The organism is Phytomonospora endophytica (assembly GCF_014202425.1).
Lineage (GTDB): Bacteria > Actinomycetota > Actinomycetes > Mycobacteriales > Micromonosporaceae > Phytomonospora > Phytomonospora endophytica.
Window position 1 is genome coordinate 184632 of the sequence record NZ_JACHGT010000013.1, and the last position, 17680, is coordinate 202311.

Sequence of the window (17680 nt, forward strand, 5' to 3'; positions counted from 1 at the left end):
TCATCAAACTAGGCCGCCTAGCTGCAAGAATAGTCGATAGCTACGAAGAGATGCAAGGCTGTTTGACGATCACGGTCCACTCGTAATGAATAGGTCGTCGGTTCGATTCCGACAGGCGGCTCAGAGTTTGAGCAGGTCAGAAGCCCGTCTCCCGGTCAGGGAGGCGGGCTTTCGATCGTCTGTGCGCCATTCCGCGGCGGGTCCACACCCGTGGCGGGCGCCGGCGGGGCTGAGAGTCGCGTCACCCCCGGACACGCGGCGGCGGCTCGCCTCTACCCTCTCCCCATGTCGCACACCGACCCTCTCTACCTCCTCCACCGCGCCGCCGAGACGGGTTCACCGGACGAGGTCGCCGGGCTGGCGCGGGAGCTCGGTGACGCCGACGTGCTCGCCGACGGGCGTTCCGCCCTGTGGGTCGCGGTGTGGGCCGGGCGGGACGACAACGCGCGGGCGCTGGTGGAGGCGGGCGCCGATCCGTGGCGGTCGATGATGGCGGGGTGGTCGCCGGGGCGGTTGAGCCTGGCGGGGCCGACGCCGGGGATGTTCGGGAAGGCGCGGGAGGCCCTGTCGGCGGCCGAGGAGGCGGCCGTGGGGGAGGCGCCGGGCGTGATCGCCGCGCTCGACGAGATCGACGACGACGGGTGGAGCGTCTGCTGCGTGGGCGGAGTCTCCGCCGACGAGGCGATGCGGCGGCTCGACGTCGTCGCGTTGCCGGAGGTGCCGGAGTTCGCTCCGGACGCGTGGCTCGGCGACGAGTACCTCGACGTCCTGGGCTTCACCGACGTGCCGGGCGGCTGCGTCGTCGCGCAGCCGTGGGCCTATGCCGCGTCGTATCCGGTGGTCACGCGGCTCCTGTCGGCCGGGACGGTCGCCTACGCGATGTACGCCAACCCCAAGAGCGGCGACCAGGGCAGCGTCCACCGGGACGGGATCCTCGTCCCCGGTCACCACGGCCCGGCGGGCTGGCCCGAAGCCGACGATCCGCCCGAGGAGGTGCTGCGGACCTTCCTGTACCGGGGAGAGTCGCCCGCCTACTGCTGCGCCGTCGCGGGCGTCCGGCCGACCGGCGTCGCCGCCTTCCTCGCCCCCGAGCGCTTCGCGCGACTGCCCACAAGGGACTACGCGGCCATCGCCTGAGCCGCCTCGATTCCCCGGCGGGCCAGCTCCTCCTGTCGCCCGAAACGCATCTCCACGGCCAGTTCCAGCGCGCGCCGGTGCAGTTCGAGGGCCTCGTCGGCCAGACCCGCGGCCCGGCACGTGGCCCCGAAGTCGTTGAGGAAGTGCACGGCCGTCTGCTGCTCGTTCAGCTCCTCCAGCAGCGCCATCGCCTCGCGATGCGACTCCATCGCCTCGTCGTGACGGCCCGCGTACCGCAGGGCGACGGCGAGGTAGTTCAGCGCCCAGGCGACGTCGTAGGGGTGGTCGTCGGCCTCGGCGAGGGCGTAGGCGCGACGGAGGAACTCCAGCGAGCGCGCGGGTTCGGTCGGCGCGATCGCCGCCCCGTAGGTGACCAGGGCCGTGCGGTAGGCGAGGCCGTGGTCGAAGACGGCCATCGACTCCTCGGCGAGTCGCGCCGACTCGGCCAGATCCCCGTCCTGGTAACAGGTCCAGGCCGCGAAGGCGAGCGCGAAGGCCAGTCCGCCGGGCTGGTCGCCGGCCTGTTTGAACAGTTCGGCGGAGCGGTCGAGGAAGGCGCGGGCGGTGACGGGGTCACCGAGGTTGTCGTGGAGGTATCCCCGCCGCAGGTCGAGGATGGCGGCGACGTCCTGGTGGCGGCCGTCGGCGAGGAGTTCGGCGGCGTCGGCGTACTCGCGGAGGGCCTCGGTGGTGTTCCCGGCGGCGTAGCGGGCGTTGCCGAGGCCGAGACGCACTTCGGCGAGGAGCCGCGTGTCGCCGAGGCGCCGGGCGGCGGCGGTGGCCGATTCGAGGACGCGGACCTCCTCGCCCCATCCGCCGCGGCGGCCGAAGTAGGGGCGGAGGAGGCCGGGGACGCGCGCGACGAAGGTGTCGTCGCCGATGGCCTCGGCGCGCCGGAACGTGGCGAGGACGTTGGCGTGTTCGCGGTCGTACCAGGCGAGGGCGGCGTCGCGGTCGGCGAAAGGGCCTTCTTCGACGGGGCCGGGGAGGGTGAGCCAGGGGAACAGGCGGAAGGCGGCCTCGGCGCGGGCGAGCTGGTGGTCGAGGACGCGCTGTTCGACGCGGCGGCGCTCGGTCCCGGACTCCTCGGCTTCGACGGTGCGGGCGGCGAAGCCGCGGACCAGGTCGTGCATGTGGAAGCGGTCGGCGTCGGGTTCGTCGAGGAGGTGGATGTCGACGAGGTCTTCGAGGATCTCGGTGGTGTCGTCGACGGACAGGCCGACGGCCGCGGCGGCGACGGCGCTGTCGAAGTCGGCGCCGGGGATGAGGGCGAGACGGCGGAAGACCTTGCGGTGCAGGGGATCGGTCTGGCGCAGGGACATGCCGCAGGCGGTGTCGAAGTCGTCGGTCTGGCGGCGCAGCCGGTCGGTGAGGACCGCGAGCGTCCATCCTGGACGGTGCCGGAGGCGGGCGGCGGCGACCCGGATCGCCAGCGGCAGGTTCCCGCACAGGCGCACGACCTCGGCGACGGCCTCGGGTTCCCGCTCGTAGCGCGCGTCGGGGCCGCCGGCGCGACGGAAGAGGTCCTTCGCGGTGTCGCCGTCGAGGATGTCAAGCGACACCGGCGGGATGTGCGCCAGGGCCACGAATCTGCGGCGGCTGGTGACGATGACGGCGCTGTCGCCCGCGCCGGGCAGCAGCGGCCGGACCTGATCGGCGTCCTCGGCGTTGTCGAGTACACACAGGACACGACGGCGGGCGAGTTCGTCCCGCCAGCGGGCGGCGAGGCGCTCGATGCCGTCGGGAATGGCGCGTGTGGACACGTCCAGGGCGATCAGCAGGGTGCGCAGGGCTTCGGCGGGGTCGACGGGTTCGAAGCCGGGTGTGAAGCCGTGCAGGTCGATGTAGAGGCGCCCGCCGGGGAATTCGCGGGCGAGACGGTGGGCGGCGTGCACGGCGAGACTCGTCTTGCCGACACCGGCCATGCCGTCGACGACGACGGCCTTCGACTCGGCGACATGCCGCAGGACCCGCTCGACCTCGCCCGCGCGACCGGTGAAGTCGGTGACGTCGGACGGCAGGTCGTTGCGGGGGGAGCGGGCGGCGGGCCGCTGCGGCGGTGCCACGGTCGAGGCGGAACGTCGCGCCTCCTCCCACAGTGGACGGAGCGGTCGCGGGTCGCGTTTGACGACCCGGCACAGCGCGACGACCGCCTCCCACGGCGGCACGGTCCGCCCGGCGACGTAGCGCGACAGCGACGACGAGCTGAGGGCGGCGTCGGTGGCCAGGGCGCGCAGGCTGCGGCCGGACAGGTCCCAGACCCGGCGCAGCCGTGCGGCGAGTTCGGTGGCGGGCGAACGTTCCATCCCGGTCCTCCTCCCTCGCTGTCCCATCGGCGGGACTGTTTCCGTGTGGCCATCTTGCCTGATGGCGGCGGGTGCGCCTGTCCCATGGCGTCCCATCGATGCTGCGTGCGGCATATGCGCCGGTGTGTGATTCCCAACGACGGAGGGAACGTCCCGCCGCGAAAGCCGCAAGGAGCACGAAATGCAGCCGCGCATGAAGAACCCCGCCGCCGTCATCGAAGGCGCCTACCCCGCCGTCCAGGCGCTTCTGGGCGCATCGCGCACGACGAGCGTGCCCGCCACGACTCTGGAGCTGGTGCACCTGCGCGCCAGTCAGATCAACGGGTGCAGCGCGTGCGTGCACGGCGGGGCGTTCTCGTCGCGCAAGGCCGGGGTCGCCGACCGGCAGGTCGACACCGTCGCCGCGTGGCGGGAGACGCCGTACTTCAGCGACGCCGAACGCGCCGCCCTCGCCCTGACCGAGGCCGCGACCCGCCTCGCCGACAACCCCGACGGTGTCCCGGACGAGATCTGGGACGAGGCCGCCGGACACTACGACGAGGAAGGGCTCGCCGCCATCGTCCTGACGATCGCGACGACCAACATGCTCAACCGCCTCAACGCCACCACCCGCCAGATCGCCGGGCAGTGGGGGTGACGGGCATGCGGGTACACGTTCACCACTACGGGGTCGACGATGAGGTCTTCGACGAGTTCCTGCGGCGCAGGGCGGCCGTGATCGACGCCGTGCGGTCGCGCCACCCGGCGCTGAACGCCACGACGCTGGTCCGGCTGGAGGACGGCGGCTACACCGACACATGGCAGTGGGACGACGCCGAGGCGATGGGCGCGGCCTTCGCGTCCCTGCCCGACCTCCCCGAGGCCGGAGCGGCGATGTCGCTGACGACCGGCGCGACGGGACGCTCGGGGGAGGTCGTGGCCGTGCGCTGACGCGTGCCGAGCCCGGGGATCGGGCTCGGCACCGCCGACGGCCGCGAACGTGGTCGGCGGGCCCCCTTCCCGCCGTCGAGTACCGTCTCGACCATGTTCGTGCTGGAACTCGGCTACACCGCCCCCCTCGACCGCGTCGACGACCTCCTCCCCGCCCACGTCGAGTGGCTCGACGCGCTCTACGACTCGGGCATGTTCATCGCCTCGGGCCGCAAGGAACCGCGCACCGGCGGCGTCATCCTCGCCGTGGGCGAGCGGGCGGCGGTCGAGGCCGCCGTCGCGACCGACCCCTTCGTCCTGGCCGGGGTGTGCGCGTACACGGTCACGGAGTTCATCGCGACGAAGACGGCGGCGGGGCTGGCGGAGTACCGCCAGACGCCGCCCGGCTGACGGCTCAGTACTGCAACCGCCCCGGCCGGTCGGTGTACAGCAGCTGGTGCTCCTCCGACGCCTCCGCCCAGCTGCCCGGCAGGCGGGTCGGCGCCGACGCGGACCGCAGGGCCGCCGCCATCTGCCGCGCGCACGTCGCGGCGGGCACCCCGCCGACGCCGGTGCCCAGCCCGGGCACCGCGACCGACGTGACACCCAGTCCGGCGGCGCAGCGCAGGATCGCGCGCATCGCGAGGTAGGGGTTGACGGTGTCGGCGGGCAGCCGCATCGGCACGCGCATGGTCGGCGCGGCGATCAGCCACGGCACGGACGCGTCGCCCGTCTCGACGGCGAGCGCCTCGCCGACGAAGAGCTCGCCGTCGTGGTCGTGGAAGATTCGCGCCCGCACGGCCGTCTGGATCGACTGTCCGAAGTGGACGAGATAGCGGCCGTCGAGCCCGCCGTCCATGAAGCCGAAACTGTTGGCGGGACTCACCACGGCCGCGCAGCCGGCGTCCAGGATCGAACCGCGCCACACCCGCACCCGCGCGAACTCCCCGGCGACCTCGTCGAAGCAGGCGGCGGCCCGTTCGTCCACGGCGGCCAGGACGACGTCCAGGGTCTCTGTCACGGCCGCGACGTTACCGGGACACGCCCACCGCCACCTGACATAGACTCCACCGCCGTGTCCCCACCCGCCAAGATCGCGACATCCCCCCTCGCCCTCCCCGCCTTCCGGTGGTTCTTCACCGGACGCGTCATCTCGCTCATGGGCACCTCGATGGTCCCCGTCGCGCTCGCCTTCGCCGTCCTCCAGGAAGGCCGGACCGGGGACCTCGGCGTCGTCCTGGCCGCCGAGAGCGTGCCGATGGTCGTCTTCCTGCTCTTCGGCGGCGTCATCGCCGACCGTTTCCCGCGCCGGGTCGTCCTGCTCTGCGCGCACCTGGTCGCGGGTGCGACACAGGCCGGGATCGCGGTCATCTTCCTCACCGGGAACTACCACCTGCCGCTGATCATGGCGCTCGGCTTCCTCAACGGCACCGCCGCCGCACTGACCTTCCCCGCGATGATGGGCATCGTCCCCGAGATCGTCAGCAAGGAGCGCACACAGCGCGCGAACTCGCTGCTCGGGACCTCGCGCAGCGCCGTCACCATCGCCGGCCCGACCGTCGCGGGCCTCGTCGTCGCCGGGGTCGGCGGCGGCTGGGCGATCGCCGTCGACGCCGCCACCTACTTCGTCGCCGCGTACTGCCTCACGCGCGTCAGACTCCCGAAGAAGGCCGCGCGCGAGCAGCGGACCAGCACCTGGCACGACCTGCGCGTCGGCTGGACCGAGTTCCGCTCCCGCTCGTGGGTCTGGACGGTCGTCGCCGCCTTCGGCATCACCAACTGCATCTACGTCGCCGTGTGGTCGGTCCTCGGACCGCGCATCGCGCTGCGCACGATCGGCGCCCAGGGCTGGGGCGCCGTCCTGAGCTGCTTCGCGATCGGACTGCTGATCATGGGCGTGATCATGTACCGCGTCCGCGTCCGCCGGCTCCTGGCGGCGGGCCAGTTCGCGGTCGCCTTCGCCGGGATCCCGCTGGTCGTGCTTGGCCTCGAACCGTCGGTGTGGGCGCTGTCGGCGGCCGCGTTCGTCGGCGGGCTCGGCATGGAGGTCTTCGGCATCGCCTGGGCGACCTCGCTCCAGCAGCACGTCCCCGAGGAGGTCCTGTCGCGCGTGTCCTCCTACGACGCCCTCGGCTCCTTCGTCGCCATCCCGCTCGGGCAGCTGCTCGTCGGGCCGCTCGTCGCCGCCGCGGGCGAGGAGCCCGTGGCGGTCGGCGGCGGCGTCATCTTCGCGATCGTCTCGCTGCTGCCCCTGGCGTGGGCGTCAGTCCGGAACCTGCGTGCGGTCTAGGTCGGCGAGGTCGGCGTCGGACAGCTCGATCCCGGCGGCCGCGACGTTCTCGGCCAGGTGCGCGGGCGAACCGGTACCGGGAATGAGCAGGATGTTCGGCGACCGGCGCAGCAGCCACGCCAGGGCGATCTGCTGCGGCGTCGACGAGTGCCTGGCGGCGACGGCGGCGACCTTCGCGGTCGTCTCCTCGTCGAAACCGCTCACCGGGAAGAACGGCACGAAGGCGATGCCCGCACGCTCGCAGGCGTCGATGATCGGGTCGCTGGTCTCGCGGCGGCCCAGGTTGTAGAGGTTCTGCACGCACGCGATCGGCGCGTACCGCATGGCCTCCTCGAAACGGTCCTGCCGCACGTTGGAGATGCCGATGTGGCCGATCAGGCCCTCATCCTTGAGCTTGAGGAGGCTCTCCAGGGGCTGCTGGAGCGTCCCGCCGGGCAGCGGGTTCACGCCGTCGACGCGCAGGTTGACCACGTCGACGCGCTCGACGCCGAGGGCCGCGAGGTTCCACTCGACGGCCTCGCGCAGCCTCTCGGGCTCCAGTCCGTCGTGCGCGTCGCCCTCGACGCCGGTCATGATCGGACCGACCTTCGTGACGATCACCAGGTCCTCGGGGTAGGGGTGGAGGGCCTCGCGGATCAGTTCGGGCGCGCGGAAACCCTCGCCGTCGACGTAGTAGTAGCTGGTGTCGATGTGGTTCACGCCCAGCGCGACGGCCTCGCGCAGCACACGCAGGGCCGTCTCGCGCTCGGGGCTGCGGCCGCCCTGCGGCCAGTTCGTGAGCTTCATGGAGCCGTAGCCGATGCGGGCGACGTCGAGGTCGCCGCCGAGGAGGAAGCGGCCGGCGGCCGAGGCGGGATTCGTCATGCCCGGAACTCTAGGCGTATTGCCTGGTGAGAACCTTGGACGGACCCGAATGCGGCGGGAAACCGGGCGGGTTAATCTCAAGAAGGAGGGTAGGTCGTTCTCGGCGCGTGCCGACACCGCGCGAACCCCCTCCCGAGGCTACGGGTTCTCGCGGCCGGGACCCCGCGCGAGGTCGCCACCGCCCTCGCGGGTCACGCGCCGAGGACCGCACCCTCCGGAACTCCCACACCGGACCGCAGCGCGGTAGCGTCTTCGCATGACGGTCATCCTCGTCCCCTACCACCTCGACGAACACCTGCCCGGGCTGCGCGCGCTGCTGCCCGCGGCCGTCGAGCCGACGACCGTCAACGCCGACTTCCGCGAGGGCGACGTCTGGTCGCGACTCGGCGACGTCGGCGTCCGCACCGCACAGGCCGTCGCCGAGACCGCGCACGGCAACCCCGTCATCGTCTCCGGCGACTGTTCCACCTCCATGGCCGTCCTCGCCGGGCTCCAGCGCACCGGCATCGACGCCGGGATCGTGTGGTTCGACGCCCACGGCGACGTGCAGACCGTCGAGACCAGCGCGTCGGGCTACCCCGGCGGGATGCCGCTGCGGATCATCACCGGCTACCGGCCCGAACTCATCGCCGAGCGGCTCGGACTCAAGGCCATCGCCGAGGACCGTGCCCTGCTCGTCGGCGCCCGCGACCTCGACCCGCCCGAGATCGCCTACCTCGGCGAGGCGAAGATCCGGCAGAGCAAGATCGAGGACGTCGCCGAGCACCTCCCGCCCGGCCCACTCGTCCTGCACATCGACGCCGACGTCATCGACTCCGACCAGATGCCCGGCCTGCGCTACCCCGTCGGCTGCGGCCCGAGCGTCGAAGACGTCGTCGCCGCCGCCGGGCGCGTGCTCGCCACGGGTCGCGTCGTCGCCGTCGACATCGCCTGCACCTGGTTCGACGAGGCACCCGAATGGACCCGCGCGAGCCTCCTGTCGGCGCTGCTGGCGGAGGCCGCGTGGACGTGACGGGCCACCTCGCCGCCGCCCTCGACGCGGCCGTCGCGCTGGCCAACGCCTTCGGCGCGCCCGAACGCCACGGGAAACCCGCCCCCGAGCTCGACGACGACGGGAAACGTGAAGCCGTCGCCGAAGCCCTGCGCCTCGTCACCCGCCTCGCCCCGCCCGTCGATGACCCCGACCGGCTCGCCGACGGCGGCGAGCGCCTCTACACGGCCCTGTCGTTGCTCGTCGACGGCGACCACGCCCACGCCGCCGAGACCGTCAACGCCCTCCTGCGCGCCACCCGCGCCGAGCCGTGGCTCGTCCAGTACGGCGACGAGCCGTGGCACCTCTACTTCGGCGACCCGTCCCGCCTCGGCGCCGAACGCTGGCTCGCCGACCTCGCCACCGCCGTCGCCATGCTCGCCGGCGGCGACGGGCTGTCGCGGCTGCGCCGCTGCGAAGCCGAACGCTGCGACCTCGTCTTCCTGGACACGACGAAGCCGGGCACCCGCCGCTTCTGCTCGACGAGCTGCCAGAACCGCACGAAGGTGGCGGCTTACCGGGCGAGGTCCTAAAGGGCGGATGCGCATATGCCCCTCGAATGCATCTTGCGGTGATTAGCCCCCTTCGGTAAATGTCGACGCAGGTCATCGGCATGAAGGGGGACCCATGCGGGAATCGGCGGACGGACCGGAGCGTGCCGAACGGGTGGAGCAGGGTGAGCCGCCGGGCAGGACCACCACGTCCGTTCCGGCGACGGCCGCACGGGGCAGACCCGCCGCCGCACGCTTGATCGGGCTCCAGCGCGCGGCGGGAAACCGCGCGGTCGCGGGCCTGCTCGGGCCCGCCCGCCCCGGTACCGCCCCCATCGTGATCCAGCGGGTGGCGGCGCAGCTCGCGGTCAGTCCCGACGGGAAGACGATCACCGATCTCACCGTCCGAGGGCGGCCCGCCTCGCCCTACACCGACACGATGGGAGACCACACCACGGCCTTCATCGTGCAGGCCACCGCCGTGCGCAACGCCGTCCTGAACAAGTCCCTCGCCGACGCCGTGGCCGGGGTGCGAGGGCTGGTGGACAGGGCGATGAAGCTTCCGGGGATCGCCCGGGTGCCGAAGTTGCCCAAAGGTGGCGGCGTCGGCCACGGCGACAAGTTCGAAGCCGCCAAGGTCACGATGGACGGGTTCTACGTCGAGCTCAACGAGGTCGACGTCGCGAAGAGGAACGCCGCGGCGCTCGACGCCGTCGCGGTCGCGTCCGGGACCGCGGCCGACAGGAAGAACGCCGACGACGCCGCCGCGGACCGCGACCTGCGGGAGAGCCGGTCGATGACGACCCTCCAGAACCTGGTCACCGCCTACCTGCAGTTCCGCGAGTTCATCCCGCTGAGCACGCTCAACATCCGCGCGATCAACCCCGCGAAGGCGGGCAAGGGCAAGGGCGAGTCCCGGCACGCCAAGATTCTCGCGGCATCGGACGCCACGACGGACAAGCTGATTCTGCGCGAGGCGATCCTGGGGCTGCTCGACCCCAACGGCCTGGCGATGCTCATGGCCGAGTCCGATCCAGGGATGGCCCGGAAGGTGGCTCCCGCCGTCGCCCTCCGCGACCGGACGGACCCGATCCTCCTCCAGCACCTCCACGCCGTCGACGCCGCCTATCCCGGCATGCCGAACCGCGTGTGGGCGAACGATAAGGAGGCGCTCGACGATCTTCGCGCGTACGTCGCACCGGTGATCGAGGCGGAGTACAAGGCGAACGTCGACACCTACAACAAGATCCTGCTGACCAAGTACGAGGAACTGGCCACGGTGCGGCAGAACCAGGCACTTGAGGCGATCGAGAAACCGCGTTCCCACAAGACGGCTCTGGCGAAGGAGAAGGCGGGCAAGGACGCGAGGGCCGCGACGGCACTGGCCAAGACCGTCGCCGACGAGGAGGCGGCGAAGAAGAAGGCCGCGGACAGGAAGACGAAGGCCGACGCGTGGGACACGGCCGCCGCCGAGGCCCGCGCGAAGGGCCTGCCCCCGCCGGAGAAGGAAGTGGAACTCAGCGACGACGAGGAGTCGCCGGTGGACGACCGCACGCTCATGAACGCGCGGGAAGTCGCCGAGGCCGAGGTCGCCAAGCTGACTCGGCTGATCATCGCCAACAAGGGCGTCCCGATCCCCGAGCCCCCGCCGCCGGGAAGTACGGACCGTACCGCGGAGAACGCGGCGAAGAAGCGCAAGGCGGAGGAGGATGAGGCGGCCGCGGTCCTCGCGAGAGCCAAGGCCAAGGAGGACGCCAAAGCGGCGGCCAAGGCAAGAGCCAAGGCGGCGAAGGTGGGCGTCGGCGCGCACTCCGCGGTCCAGCTCGTCCTCGACGGGGCCGGGAAGATCGCCGAGCTGAACATCGAGGGCCGCCCGCCCTCCGCGTTCACGGGCGGGAAGATGGGCGCCCACACGACCGCCTGGATCGTGCACAAGGACGTGATCCGTACCGCGATCCTGAAGCGCACGGTTCCCGAGGCGATCGGCCGGCTTCCCGGCCTCGGCGTCGGCGTGGACGAGCTGCAGCACCGGCTCAGGCGGTTCGGCGCCGGTTCGACCTCGGAGACGATGAAGTCGGTGATGGACAAGAACGCGGCGGACGCCGCCGCCGCGCCACTCGCGGCTCAACCGATCCTGCTCCAGGCGGCGATCAACAAGCTCCTGGAACGCGTCAACGTGCTCCCGGGTGTCGCCTTCGACGCGGGCGACACCGGTGGCGACCGGGAGGGCGGCCTTCGCGCCGAGCTGCTGGCCTTCGAGACGACCGGGCTCGGTGCCACACCGGAGAAGCTCGAAGGCCTGCTCATGGGCATGCTGGACAGGAGCAGCGTGGGAGACCCGGTCGACCGGCTGACGCTCTTGAAGAACCATCTCATCCTGGTCGAGAAGGCGTACCCCGTCTCGTACGCGGCGTCGCGCATCGCCGGCGTGGCCCTCAACGTGCTGGAGAAGTCGTACCCGGACAAGGCCGACAGAAAAGACGAGGCCGTCGGGAAGAAGCGGAAGACGGGCTAGCACTGACGCCGTGCCACCAAAAGCACCGCAACCGGCGAAGCGCGGAAAGCCCGACGAGGAACCCGAATCACCCGATGTACGGATTGCGGCGCGGCTCCCGTTCCGTCACAGTCCAGGCGTGGTGGGAAGGAGTTCTCTCATGTGGGAGAAGGGAACTCGGCCGACGCGCGCCCCGAGCGCGGCGCCGGTCAGACGAACGCCGGCGCCGACGCCCGTCGCGGCACGGCTGCTCGGTTTGCAGCGCACGGCGGGCAACGCGGCCGTCGCGGGCATGCTGGCGCGCCGAACCGTTGTGGTGCAACGGGTCGCCGCCCAGATCGGCATGGCCCCCGACGGGGCCACCATCGGCGAGCTGACCGTGCGCGGGCGCCCGGAGTCGCCGTTCAAGGGAACGATGGGCGACCACACCACCGCCTTCGTCGTCCAGGCTCAGTCGGTGCGCAACGCCGTCGTCGGCCGAACGCCCGGCGAGGCGGCGCGGGGGATCCTCGAACTGGTCGACCGGGCCAGGAGCCTGCCCGGTATCGCCCTCGCCGCACGCCTCGGAGTCGAGCACGCCGCCGCGCTGGCGCAGGCGAGGCAGACCGTCGCGCGGCTCGCGGGCATGGTCACCACCCTCGCCGCCGACGACCCGCGCCTGATGACGACCCTCCAGAGTCTCGTCACGGCCTATCTCCACTACCGTGAACTGATTCCGCTGACGACCCTCAACATCAAGTCCGTCAGCGCCGGACTCGCCGGCCGGGGCAAAGGCGAGTCGGGCGCCGCCCGCGCCATGGTCGGGTACGAACAGGCCGATCCCGAAACGCTCAAGGTCGCGATCAGCGGCCTTTTCGACTTCGAGGGCCTCGCGGTGCTGGCTTCGCAGCACAAGAGGGAAGCGATTCCCGTGATCGCACCGGGCATCGATCCCGACAGCGTGATCGAGCCGATTCTGGCGCAACACCTCATCTCGATCTCGGCCGCCTACCCCGGTTCGATCACGCGCGCGTGGGGCCTCCGCGGCGGCGTCAAGGCGGCCGTCCGCGAGCTGCGCGCGACTCTCGCCCCCCACGTCGTCGCGCAGAAGGCCCGCAACGTCGAGGTGTACAACGACCGCCTGCGAGGCGCCTACGAGCGACAGCAGAAGCTCAAAGACGAAAAGGCGGTGGCGCGCCCCGGCCGGCACGACGCCCTGCGCGCCGAGTACCGGGAGATCGGACAGGAGGTCAAGGACTACCGGGAAGCCGTCCTCGCCAACGGCGGTGCCCCGCTCACACGGCCCGATCCGCAGGCCGGGCGCTCCCGGGCGGCGACCACGCGCTACGGGTCCGACGCGGACCAGGCCGCCGGAAAACGGAAGCGCGAGGCGCAAGATCCCCCACCGAAACCACCGAAGTGGAGGGAACGCGACGTCGAGGAGATCCCCGGCCAGCCGGTCGCGACCCAGGTCGAACTCGACGAGCGCGGCGTGATCACCGACCTGCGCAGCGAGGGGCGACCACCCTCCGCCTTTCAGGGCGGCAGGATGGGCGCCCACACGACGGCCTGGCTCGTGCACAAGGACGTGATCCGCACGGCCGTGCTCGGAAAGACCGTCCCCGAGGCGATCGCCAAACTGCCGGTCCTCGGTGCCCATGCCGAGGTGATCGGCTTCAGGTTCAGGGGGTTCGGTCAGACCGTCGAGCCGCCGATCGCGGCCGCGATGCGCGACCTCGTGGCACAGGCGGCCCAGATCGCCAACGCGCATCTGCCGCTGCTGTTGCAGGACGGCGTCAATCGGATCCTCGCCTACATCAACAAGATCCCCGGGGTGGCGCTCGACGTCACCAACACCAAGGGAAACCGGGAAGGCGAGTGGCGCGGGATCCTGCTCGGCCGCGAACGAGGCAGGTCGGTCGACGCCAAGACGCTGGTGGCCGCCCTGCTGGGACTGCTGGACGTCAGGTCCGTCACCGACGAGGAGGAGCGGCTGGTGTTCCTGAAAAACCACCTGGTGCAGGTCGAACGCGCATACCCGCTGTCCTACGCGGCCTCGGGGATCAGCGCGATGGACGTGGCGACGGAGGTGCTGCCGCTGCTGCGCGCCAAGTCCGGACAGGACAAGAAGAAACCGAAGGTCGACAAAGCCGGTTAGGCCCGCACCGTCACCACCGTTGCCAAGGTCTCCCACCCCATCGACCGGTACAACCCCTCCCCGGCGGCGCTCGCGATCAGCAGCCCGGTCGTCGCGCCCCGCGCGGTCGCCGCCTCGCCGAGCGCGGTCATCACCGCGCCGCCGAGTCCGCGACGGCGGTGGGCCTCGTCGGTCTGGATCCCGTGCGCGACGGCGTCGGTGCCCGCGACGGCCATGAGGCCGCTCGCGGCGGCGGTGCCGTCGGGGGCGGTGACGGCCGCGCGGATGAGCGGGCCGTCGACCGTCGTGGCGACGGTGTAGCCCTCGGCCGGGCGGCGTTTCGGGCGGCCGTCGAGGTCGGTGCGCATAAAGGTCTCGGCGTCGGTGAAGAACTCCAGGCCCTCGGCCTTCAGCGCGACCTCGGTGGCCGCCGGGTCGGTGGTGAAGGCCGTCAGCCAGGACGGCTCGATGGCCTTGAGCGCGGTCACCAGGGCCGGGAGCCCGGCGGCGTCGGGGGCCATGAACTCGTGGTGGCGGCCGGGCAGTCCGAGGGTCACGCGGAAGCCACCGGGGACGTCGACGGCGGGGCCGAGCTCGCGGGCGATGGTCCAGGCGGCGAGCCAGCGGCGGACGAGCGGGGTGAGATCCATGCTCATCAGTGTAACTGATTATTCGATTATAGCCGGTTACCGATGAAGAGTCTTGACACCTCTCCGGCCGGGGCAATAGCGTGACCGCACAAGCACGGACAACGTTGTCTCTCAACCTCCGGGAGCACCCCCATGTCACGCTTACCCCGCCCCCTCCTGGGCGCGGCCGTCACCGGCGCCTTAGTCGCCGCCCTCCTGGCCGCCCCACCCGCCGCGCAGGCCGCCGACACCGCCGCCCTCGCCCTCACCCAGTACGTCAACCCCTTCATCGGCACCGACGACAGCAACTCGCCCAACCCCGTCCCCGGCGGCGCCGGGGGCAGCACCTACCCCGGCCCGGTCCTCCCGTTCGGCATGGTCCAGTTCGGGCCCGACACGCCCACCGGCTCGCCGTCGGGGTACCGCTACGGCGACACGCGCGTCGAGGAGTTCAGCCTCACGCACTTCAACGGCGCCGGCTGCTCCAACAACGAGGACCTCGGCATCCTCCCCGTCACCGGCAACCTCGGCACCTCACCCGGCACCGGCTGGACCGGCTACTCCTCGGCCGTCACCAAGTCCAACGAGCAGGCCGCGCCCGGCTACTACCGCACGGTCCTCGACACCTACGGCGGCACGAACGTCGAACTGTCGGCGACGACCCGCACCGGCATGATGCGGCTGACCTACCCTTCCTCGACGACCGCGCGCGTCCTGGTCAACTCCAGCCGCAGCGCGACCGGCAACCGCAGCGGCTCGATCAGCATCAACGGCTCGGAGATGACCGGAACCTTTACCGGAGGCGGGTTCTGCGGCTCGTCGAAGACCTACCAGATCTTCTACGTGATCAGCTTCGACCGGGCCCCGACCGGCCAGGGCACCTGGCTCGGCGGGACGATCTCGGCCGGTTCGGGTTCGGCCGGCGGCGTCAACTCCGGTGGTTACCTGACCTTCGACACGACATCGAACCGGACCGTGCAGGCGCGGGTCGCGATCTCCTTCGTGAGCCTCGCGGGCGCCCGCGCCAACCTCGCCGCGGAGAACCCGGGTACGGACTTCCAGGCCGTGCGGACCGCCGCCGACACCGCGTGGAACAACATGCTCAACCGGGTCCAGGCGACCGGCGGAGCCACGGCCGACCTGCAGAAGTTCTACACCGCGCTGTACCGGGTCCTGCAGAACCCCAACGTCTCCAGCGACGTCAACGGGCAGTACCGGGGCTTCGACAACCAGATCCACAGCGCGAACCACACCGTGTACCAGAACTACTCAGGCTGGGACATCTACCGTTCGTGGGCCTCACTGGTCGCGTTCATCGCACCGGCGGAGATGACCGACATCGTCAAGTCGATGGTCCTCGACGGGCAGCAGGGCGGCCTGATACCGAAGTGGTCGCACAACAGCAACGAGCACTTCGTGATGACCGGTGACCCCGGGCCGGTCGTCGTGTCGAGCGCCTATGCCTTCGGTGTCAACGGTTTCGACACCGCCGCGGCACTGTCCCTCATGGACAAGTCCTCCAACGGCGGCACCATGCAGGGCAGCGCCATCCGCGGTCTCCAGGGCACCTACACGGCCAACCACTTCATCCACCAGGACCCGTCGGACTCCCTGGAGTACTCGGCGTCCGACTTCGCCGTCGCCCAGTTCGCCCGCGGCCTCGGCGACACCGCGAAGTACAACACCTACATGGCGCGCGCCCAGTGGTGGATGAACGTCTACAACACCGACTCGGGCTACGTGCACGACCGCAACAGCGACGGCAGCTGGCCGTGGCCGCTGGATCCGGCAAGCTCCAGCGGATACACCGAAGGCAACGCGTCCCAGTACACGTGGATGGTCACCTACGACTTCGCCGGGCTGATCAACCTCATGGGCGGTCGGCAGACCGCCGTCCAGCGCCTCGACCACCACTTCACCGAACTCAACGGCGGGCTGTCGCGGCCCTACTTCTACATCGGCAACGAGCCCGAGCACGGCGTGCCGTGGGCCTACCACTTCGCCGCCCGTCCACAAGGGACGATGAGCGTGGTGCGCCGGATCATGAACGAGTCCTTCACGACCGGACCCGGCGGCCTGCCCGGCAACGACGACCTCGGCGCTACCTCAGCCTGGTACGTCTGGAGCGCGCTGGGAATGTACCCGCCGACGCCGGGTGCGAACACCCTCGCCCTGCACGGGCCACTGTTCCCGTCGATCCTGATCCAGCGGCCGGGCGGGAACGTCCAGATCAACGCCTCCGGTGCCGGGCAGGGAAACCAGTACGTACAGGGCTTCTCGCTCAACGGCGCCTCGACGCAGAAGCCGTGGCTGCGCTACACCGACATCGCCGGTGGCGGGACGCTGTCGTACACGATGGGCGCCTCGGCGTCGACGTGGGGCAACAACCCCGCCGACGTCCCGCCGTCGTTCACCGACGGGGCCGCGCAGCCGCCGCCCGCGCCGGAACTCGGCACGAACCTGGCGCTGGGGAAGCCGGCCTCCGGTTCGGCGTCGTGCTCGGGCGAGGGCCCGGAGAAGGCCGTCGACGGAAGCCTTTCGGGGAACAGCAAGTGGTGCTCGACGGCGTCGGGGACCAAGTCGCTCCAGGTGGATCTCGGGTCGGCGCAGAACGTGTCGTCCTTCGTGGTCAAGCACGCCGGGCTCGGCGGTGAGACCACCGGCTGGAACACCGGCTCCTTCACGATCTCGACGAGCACCGACGGCAACGCGTGGACGCAGGCGGTCGCGGTGTCGGGCCAGCGGGCGAGCCGGACCTACCATCCGTTCTCCTCGCGGCAGGCGCGTTACGTACGGCTCGACATCACCACGCCGACCAACAACGGCAACGGTGCCGCGCGGATCTACGAGTTCGAGGCCTACGGCGGCAGCGGGCCGTCCAATGTGGCCCTGAACCGCCCGGCCACGGCCGACTCCTCGTGCAACGCCGACGAGGGCCCGGCCAAGGCCGTCAACGGATCGGTGACCGGCGGCAACACCGACAAGTGGTGTTCGGGCGGCACGAACCGCTGGCTCCAGGTCGATCTGCAGCAGTCGCGCGCGATCCGCTCCTTCACCGTCCGGCACGCGGGCGCCGGCGGCGAGAACGCTTCTTGGAACACGCGGGACTACGACCTCCAGGTGTCCGCCGACGGCGTGAACTGGACGACGATCACGCAGGTGCGCGGCAACACCGCCGCCGTCGGCGAACATCCACTGGGGACGGTCACGACCGCCAGATACGTGCGCCTCAACGTGATCACGCCGACGCAGAACACCGACACGGCGGCCAGGATCTACGAGCTGGAGGTGTACGCCTAGCGCTCATCCCATGGAAAGGCCCCGAAGCCGGCGCTTCGGGGCCTTGTCGTCTCTCGTCGAGCCGTGGGCTCGGAACCCTCCCTCCCAGGCGGATCCGTTCGCCGCTCCGGTCGC

At 71.2% G+C, this 17680-nt stretch carries 14 protein-coding genes and 1 tRNA gene; 11 read left to right on the forward strand and 4 right to left on the reverse strand.

The features are described from left to right. Positions 1-12 precede the first annotated feature (12 nt). Both HNR73_RS27645 and HNR73_RS27650 read left to right on the forward strand, forming a co-directional pair. A tRNA-Thr gene (locus HNR73_RS27645) sits at positions 13-121 on the forward strand. A 164-nt stretch (positions 122-285) separates the two neighbouring features. After that, positions 286-1137: an ankyrin repeat domain-containing protein gene (locus tag HNR73_RS27650; protein WP_203686375.1), complete on the forward strand. Its 852-nt coding sequence runs from the start codon at positions 286-288 to the stop codon at positions 1135-1137. On the opposite strand, the gene HNR73_RS27655 is transcribed toward HNR73_RS27650, so the two are convergent. Further along, entirely contained in the window at positions 1119-3443 is a 2325-nt protein-coding gene (locus HNR73_RS27655) for an ATP-binding protein (protein ID WP_184790571.1), read from the reverse strand. The two genes, HNR73_RS27650 and HNR73_RS27655, sit on opposite strands and share 19 nt — an antisense overlap. Before the next feature lie 181 nt (positions 3444-3624). On the opposite strand from HNR73_RS27655, the gene HNR73_RS27660 reads away from it, so the two are divergent. From HNR73_RS27660 to HNR73_RS27670, 3 genes are all read left to right on the forward strand, one after another. Continuing rightward, a complete protein-coding gene (locus tag HNR73_RS27660; protein ID WP_184790572.1) occupies positions 3625-4080 on the forward strand; it encodes a carboxymuconolactone decarboxylase family protein in 456 nt (151 codons plus the stop codon). A 5-nt stretch (positions 4081-4085) separates the two neighbouring features. Further along, the gene (locus tag HNR73_RS27665) at positions 4086-4373 is read left to right on the forward strand and encodes a hypothetical protein (protein ID WP_184790573.1); all 288 of its coding nucleotides are present in this window, start codon (positions 4086-4088) and stop codon (positions 4371-4373) included. Positions 4374-4466: 93 nt separating this feature from the next. Next, positions 4467-4763, forward strand: coding sequence for a YciI family protein (locus tag HNR73_RS27670; protein ID WP_184790574.1), 297 nt, complete (start codon positions 4467-4469; stop codon positions 4761-4763). 4 nt (positions 4764-4767) lie between these two features. Here HNR73_RS27670 and HNR73_RS27675 read toward each other — a convergent pair whose 3' ends face one another. Next, positions 4768-5373 (reverse strand): macro domain-containing protein, encoded by a 606-nt coding sequence (locus HNR73_RS27675; RefSeq protein ID WP_203686373.1) that lies wholly within the window; start codon positions 5371-5373, stop codon positions 4768-4770. A gap of 54 nt (positions 5374-5427) precedes the next feature. Here HNR73_RS27675 and HNR73_RS27680 point away from each other — a divergent pair, with 54 nt between their 5' ends. After that, complete coding sequence (locus HNR73_RS27680) at positions 5428-6642, forward strand: MFS transporter (protein WP_184790575.1); 1215 nt, start codon at positions 5428-5430, stop codon at positions 6640-6642. Here the strand turns inward: HNR73_RS27680 and HNR73_RS27685 are convergent. After that, positions 6616-7506 carry an oxidoreductase gene (locus HNR73_RS27685; RefSeq protein WP_184790576.1) on the reverse strand — a complete coding sequence of 297 codons (891 nt, stop codon included), beginning with the start codon at positions 7504-7506 and terminating at the stop codon, positions 6616-6618. The two genes, HNR73_RS27680 and HNR73_RS27685, sit on opposite strands and share 27 nt — an antisense overlap. Before the next feature lie 256 nt (positions 7507-7762). Between HNR73_RS27685 and HNR73_RS27690 the strand changes: the two genes are divergently transcribed. The 4 genes from HNR73_RS27690 to HNR73_RS27705 all read left to right on the forward strand — a co-directional run bounded on the left by HNR73_RS27690 (position 7763) and on the right by HNR73_RS27705 (position 13658). Continuing rightward, positions 7763-8518: an arginase family protein gene (locus tag HNR73_RS27690; RefSeq protein WP_184790577.1), complete on the forward strand. Its 756-nt coding sequence runs from the start codon at positions 7763-7765 to the stop codon at positions 8516-8518. Further along, positions 8509-9069, forward strand: a complete 561-nt coding sequence (locus tag HNR73_RS40930) for a CGNR zinc finger domain-containing protein (protein WP_184790578.1) — start codon at positions 8509-8511, stop codon at positions 9067-9069. Before HNR73_RS27690 ends, HNR73_RS40930 begins: the two co-directional genes overlap by 10 nt. Positions 9070-9163: 94 nt before the next feature. Beyond that, positions 9164-11542: a hypothetical protein gene (locus HNR73_RS27700; protein ID WP_184790579.1), complete on the forward strand. Its 2379-nt coding sequence runs from the start codon at positions 9164-9166 to the stop codon at positions 11540-11542. 139 nt (positions 11543-11681) lie between these two features. Next, positions 11682-13658 (forward strand): hypothetical protein, encoded by a 1977-nt coding sequence (locus HNR73_RS27705; RefSeq protein WP_184790580.1) that lies wholly within the window; start codon positions 11682-11684, stop codon positions 13656-13658. Here the strand turns inward: HNR73_RS27705 and HNR73_RS27710 are convergent. Further along, entirely contained in the window at positions 13655-14287 is a 633-nt protein-coding gene (locus tag HNR73_RS27710; RefSeq protein WP_184790581.1) for a GNAT family N-acetyltransferase, read from the reverse strand. The two genes, HNR73_RS27705 and HNR73_RS27710, sit on opposite strands and share 4 nt — an antisense overlap. Before the next feature lie 132 nt (positions 14288-14419). Here HNR73_RS27710 and HNR73_RS27715 point away from each other — a divergent pair, with 132 nt between their 5' ends. Beyond that, positions 14420-17566, forward strand: coding sequence for a GH92 family glycosyl hydrolase (locus HNR73_RS27715; protein WP_184790582.1), 3147 nt, complete (start codon positions 14420-14422; stop codon positions 17564-17566). Positions 17567-17680 lie beyond the last annotated feature (114 nt).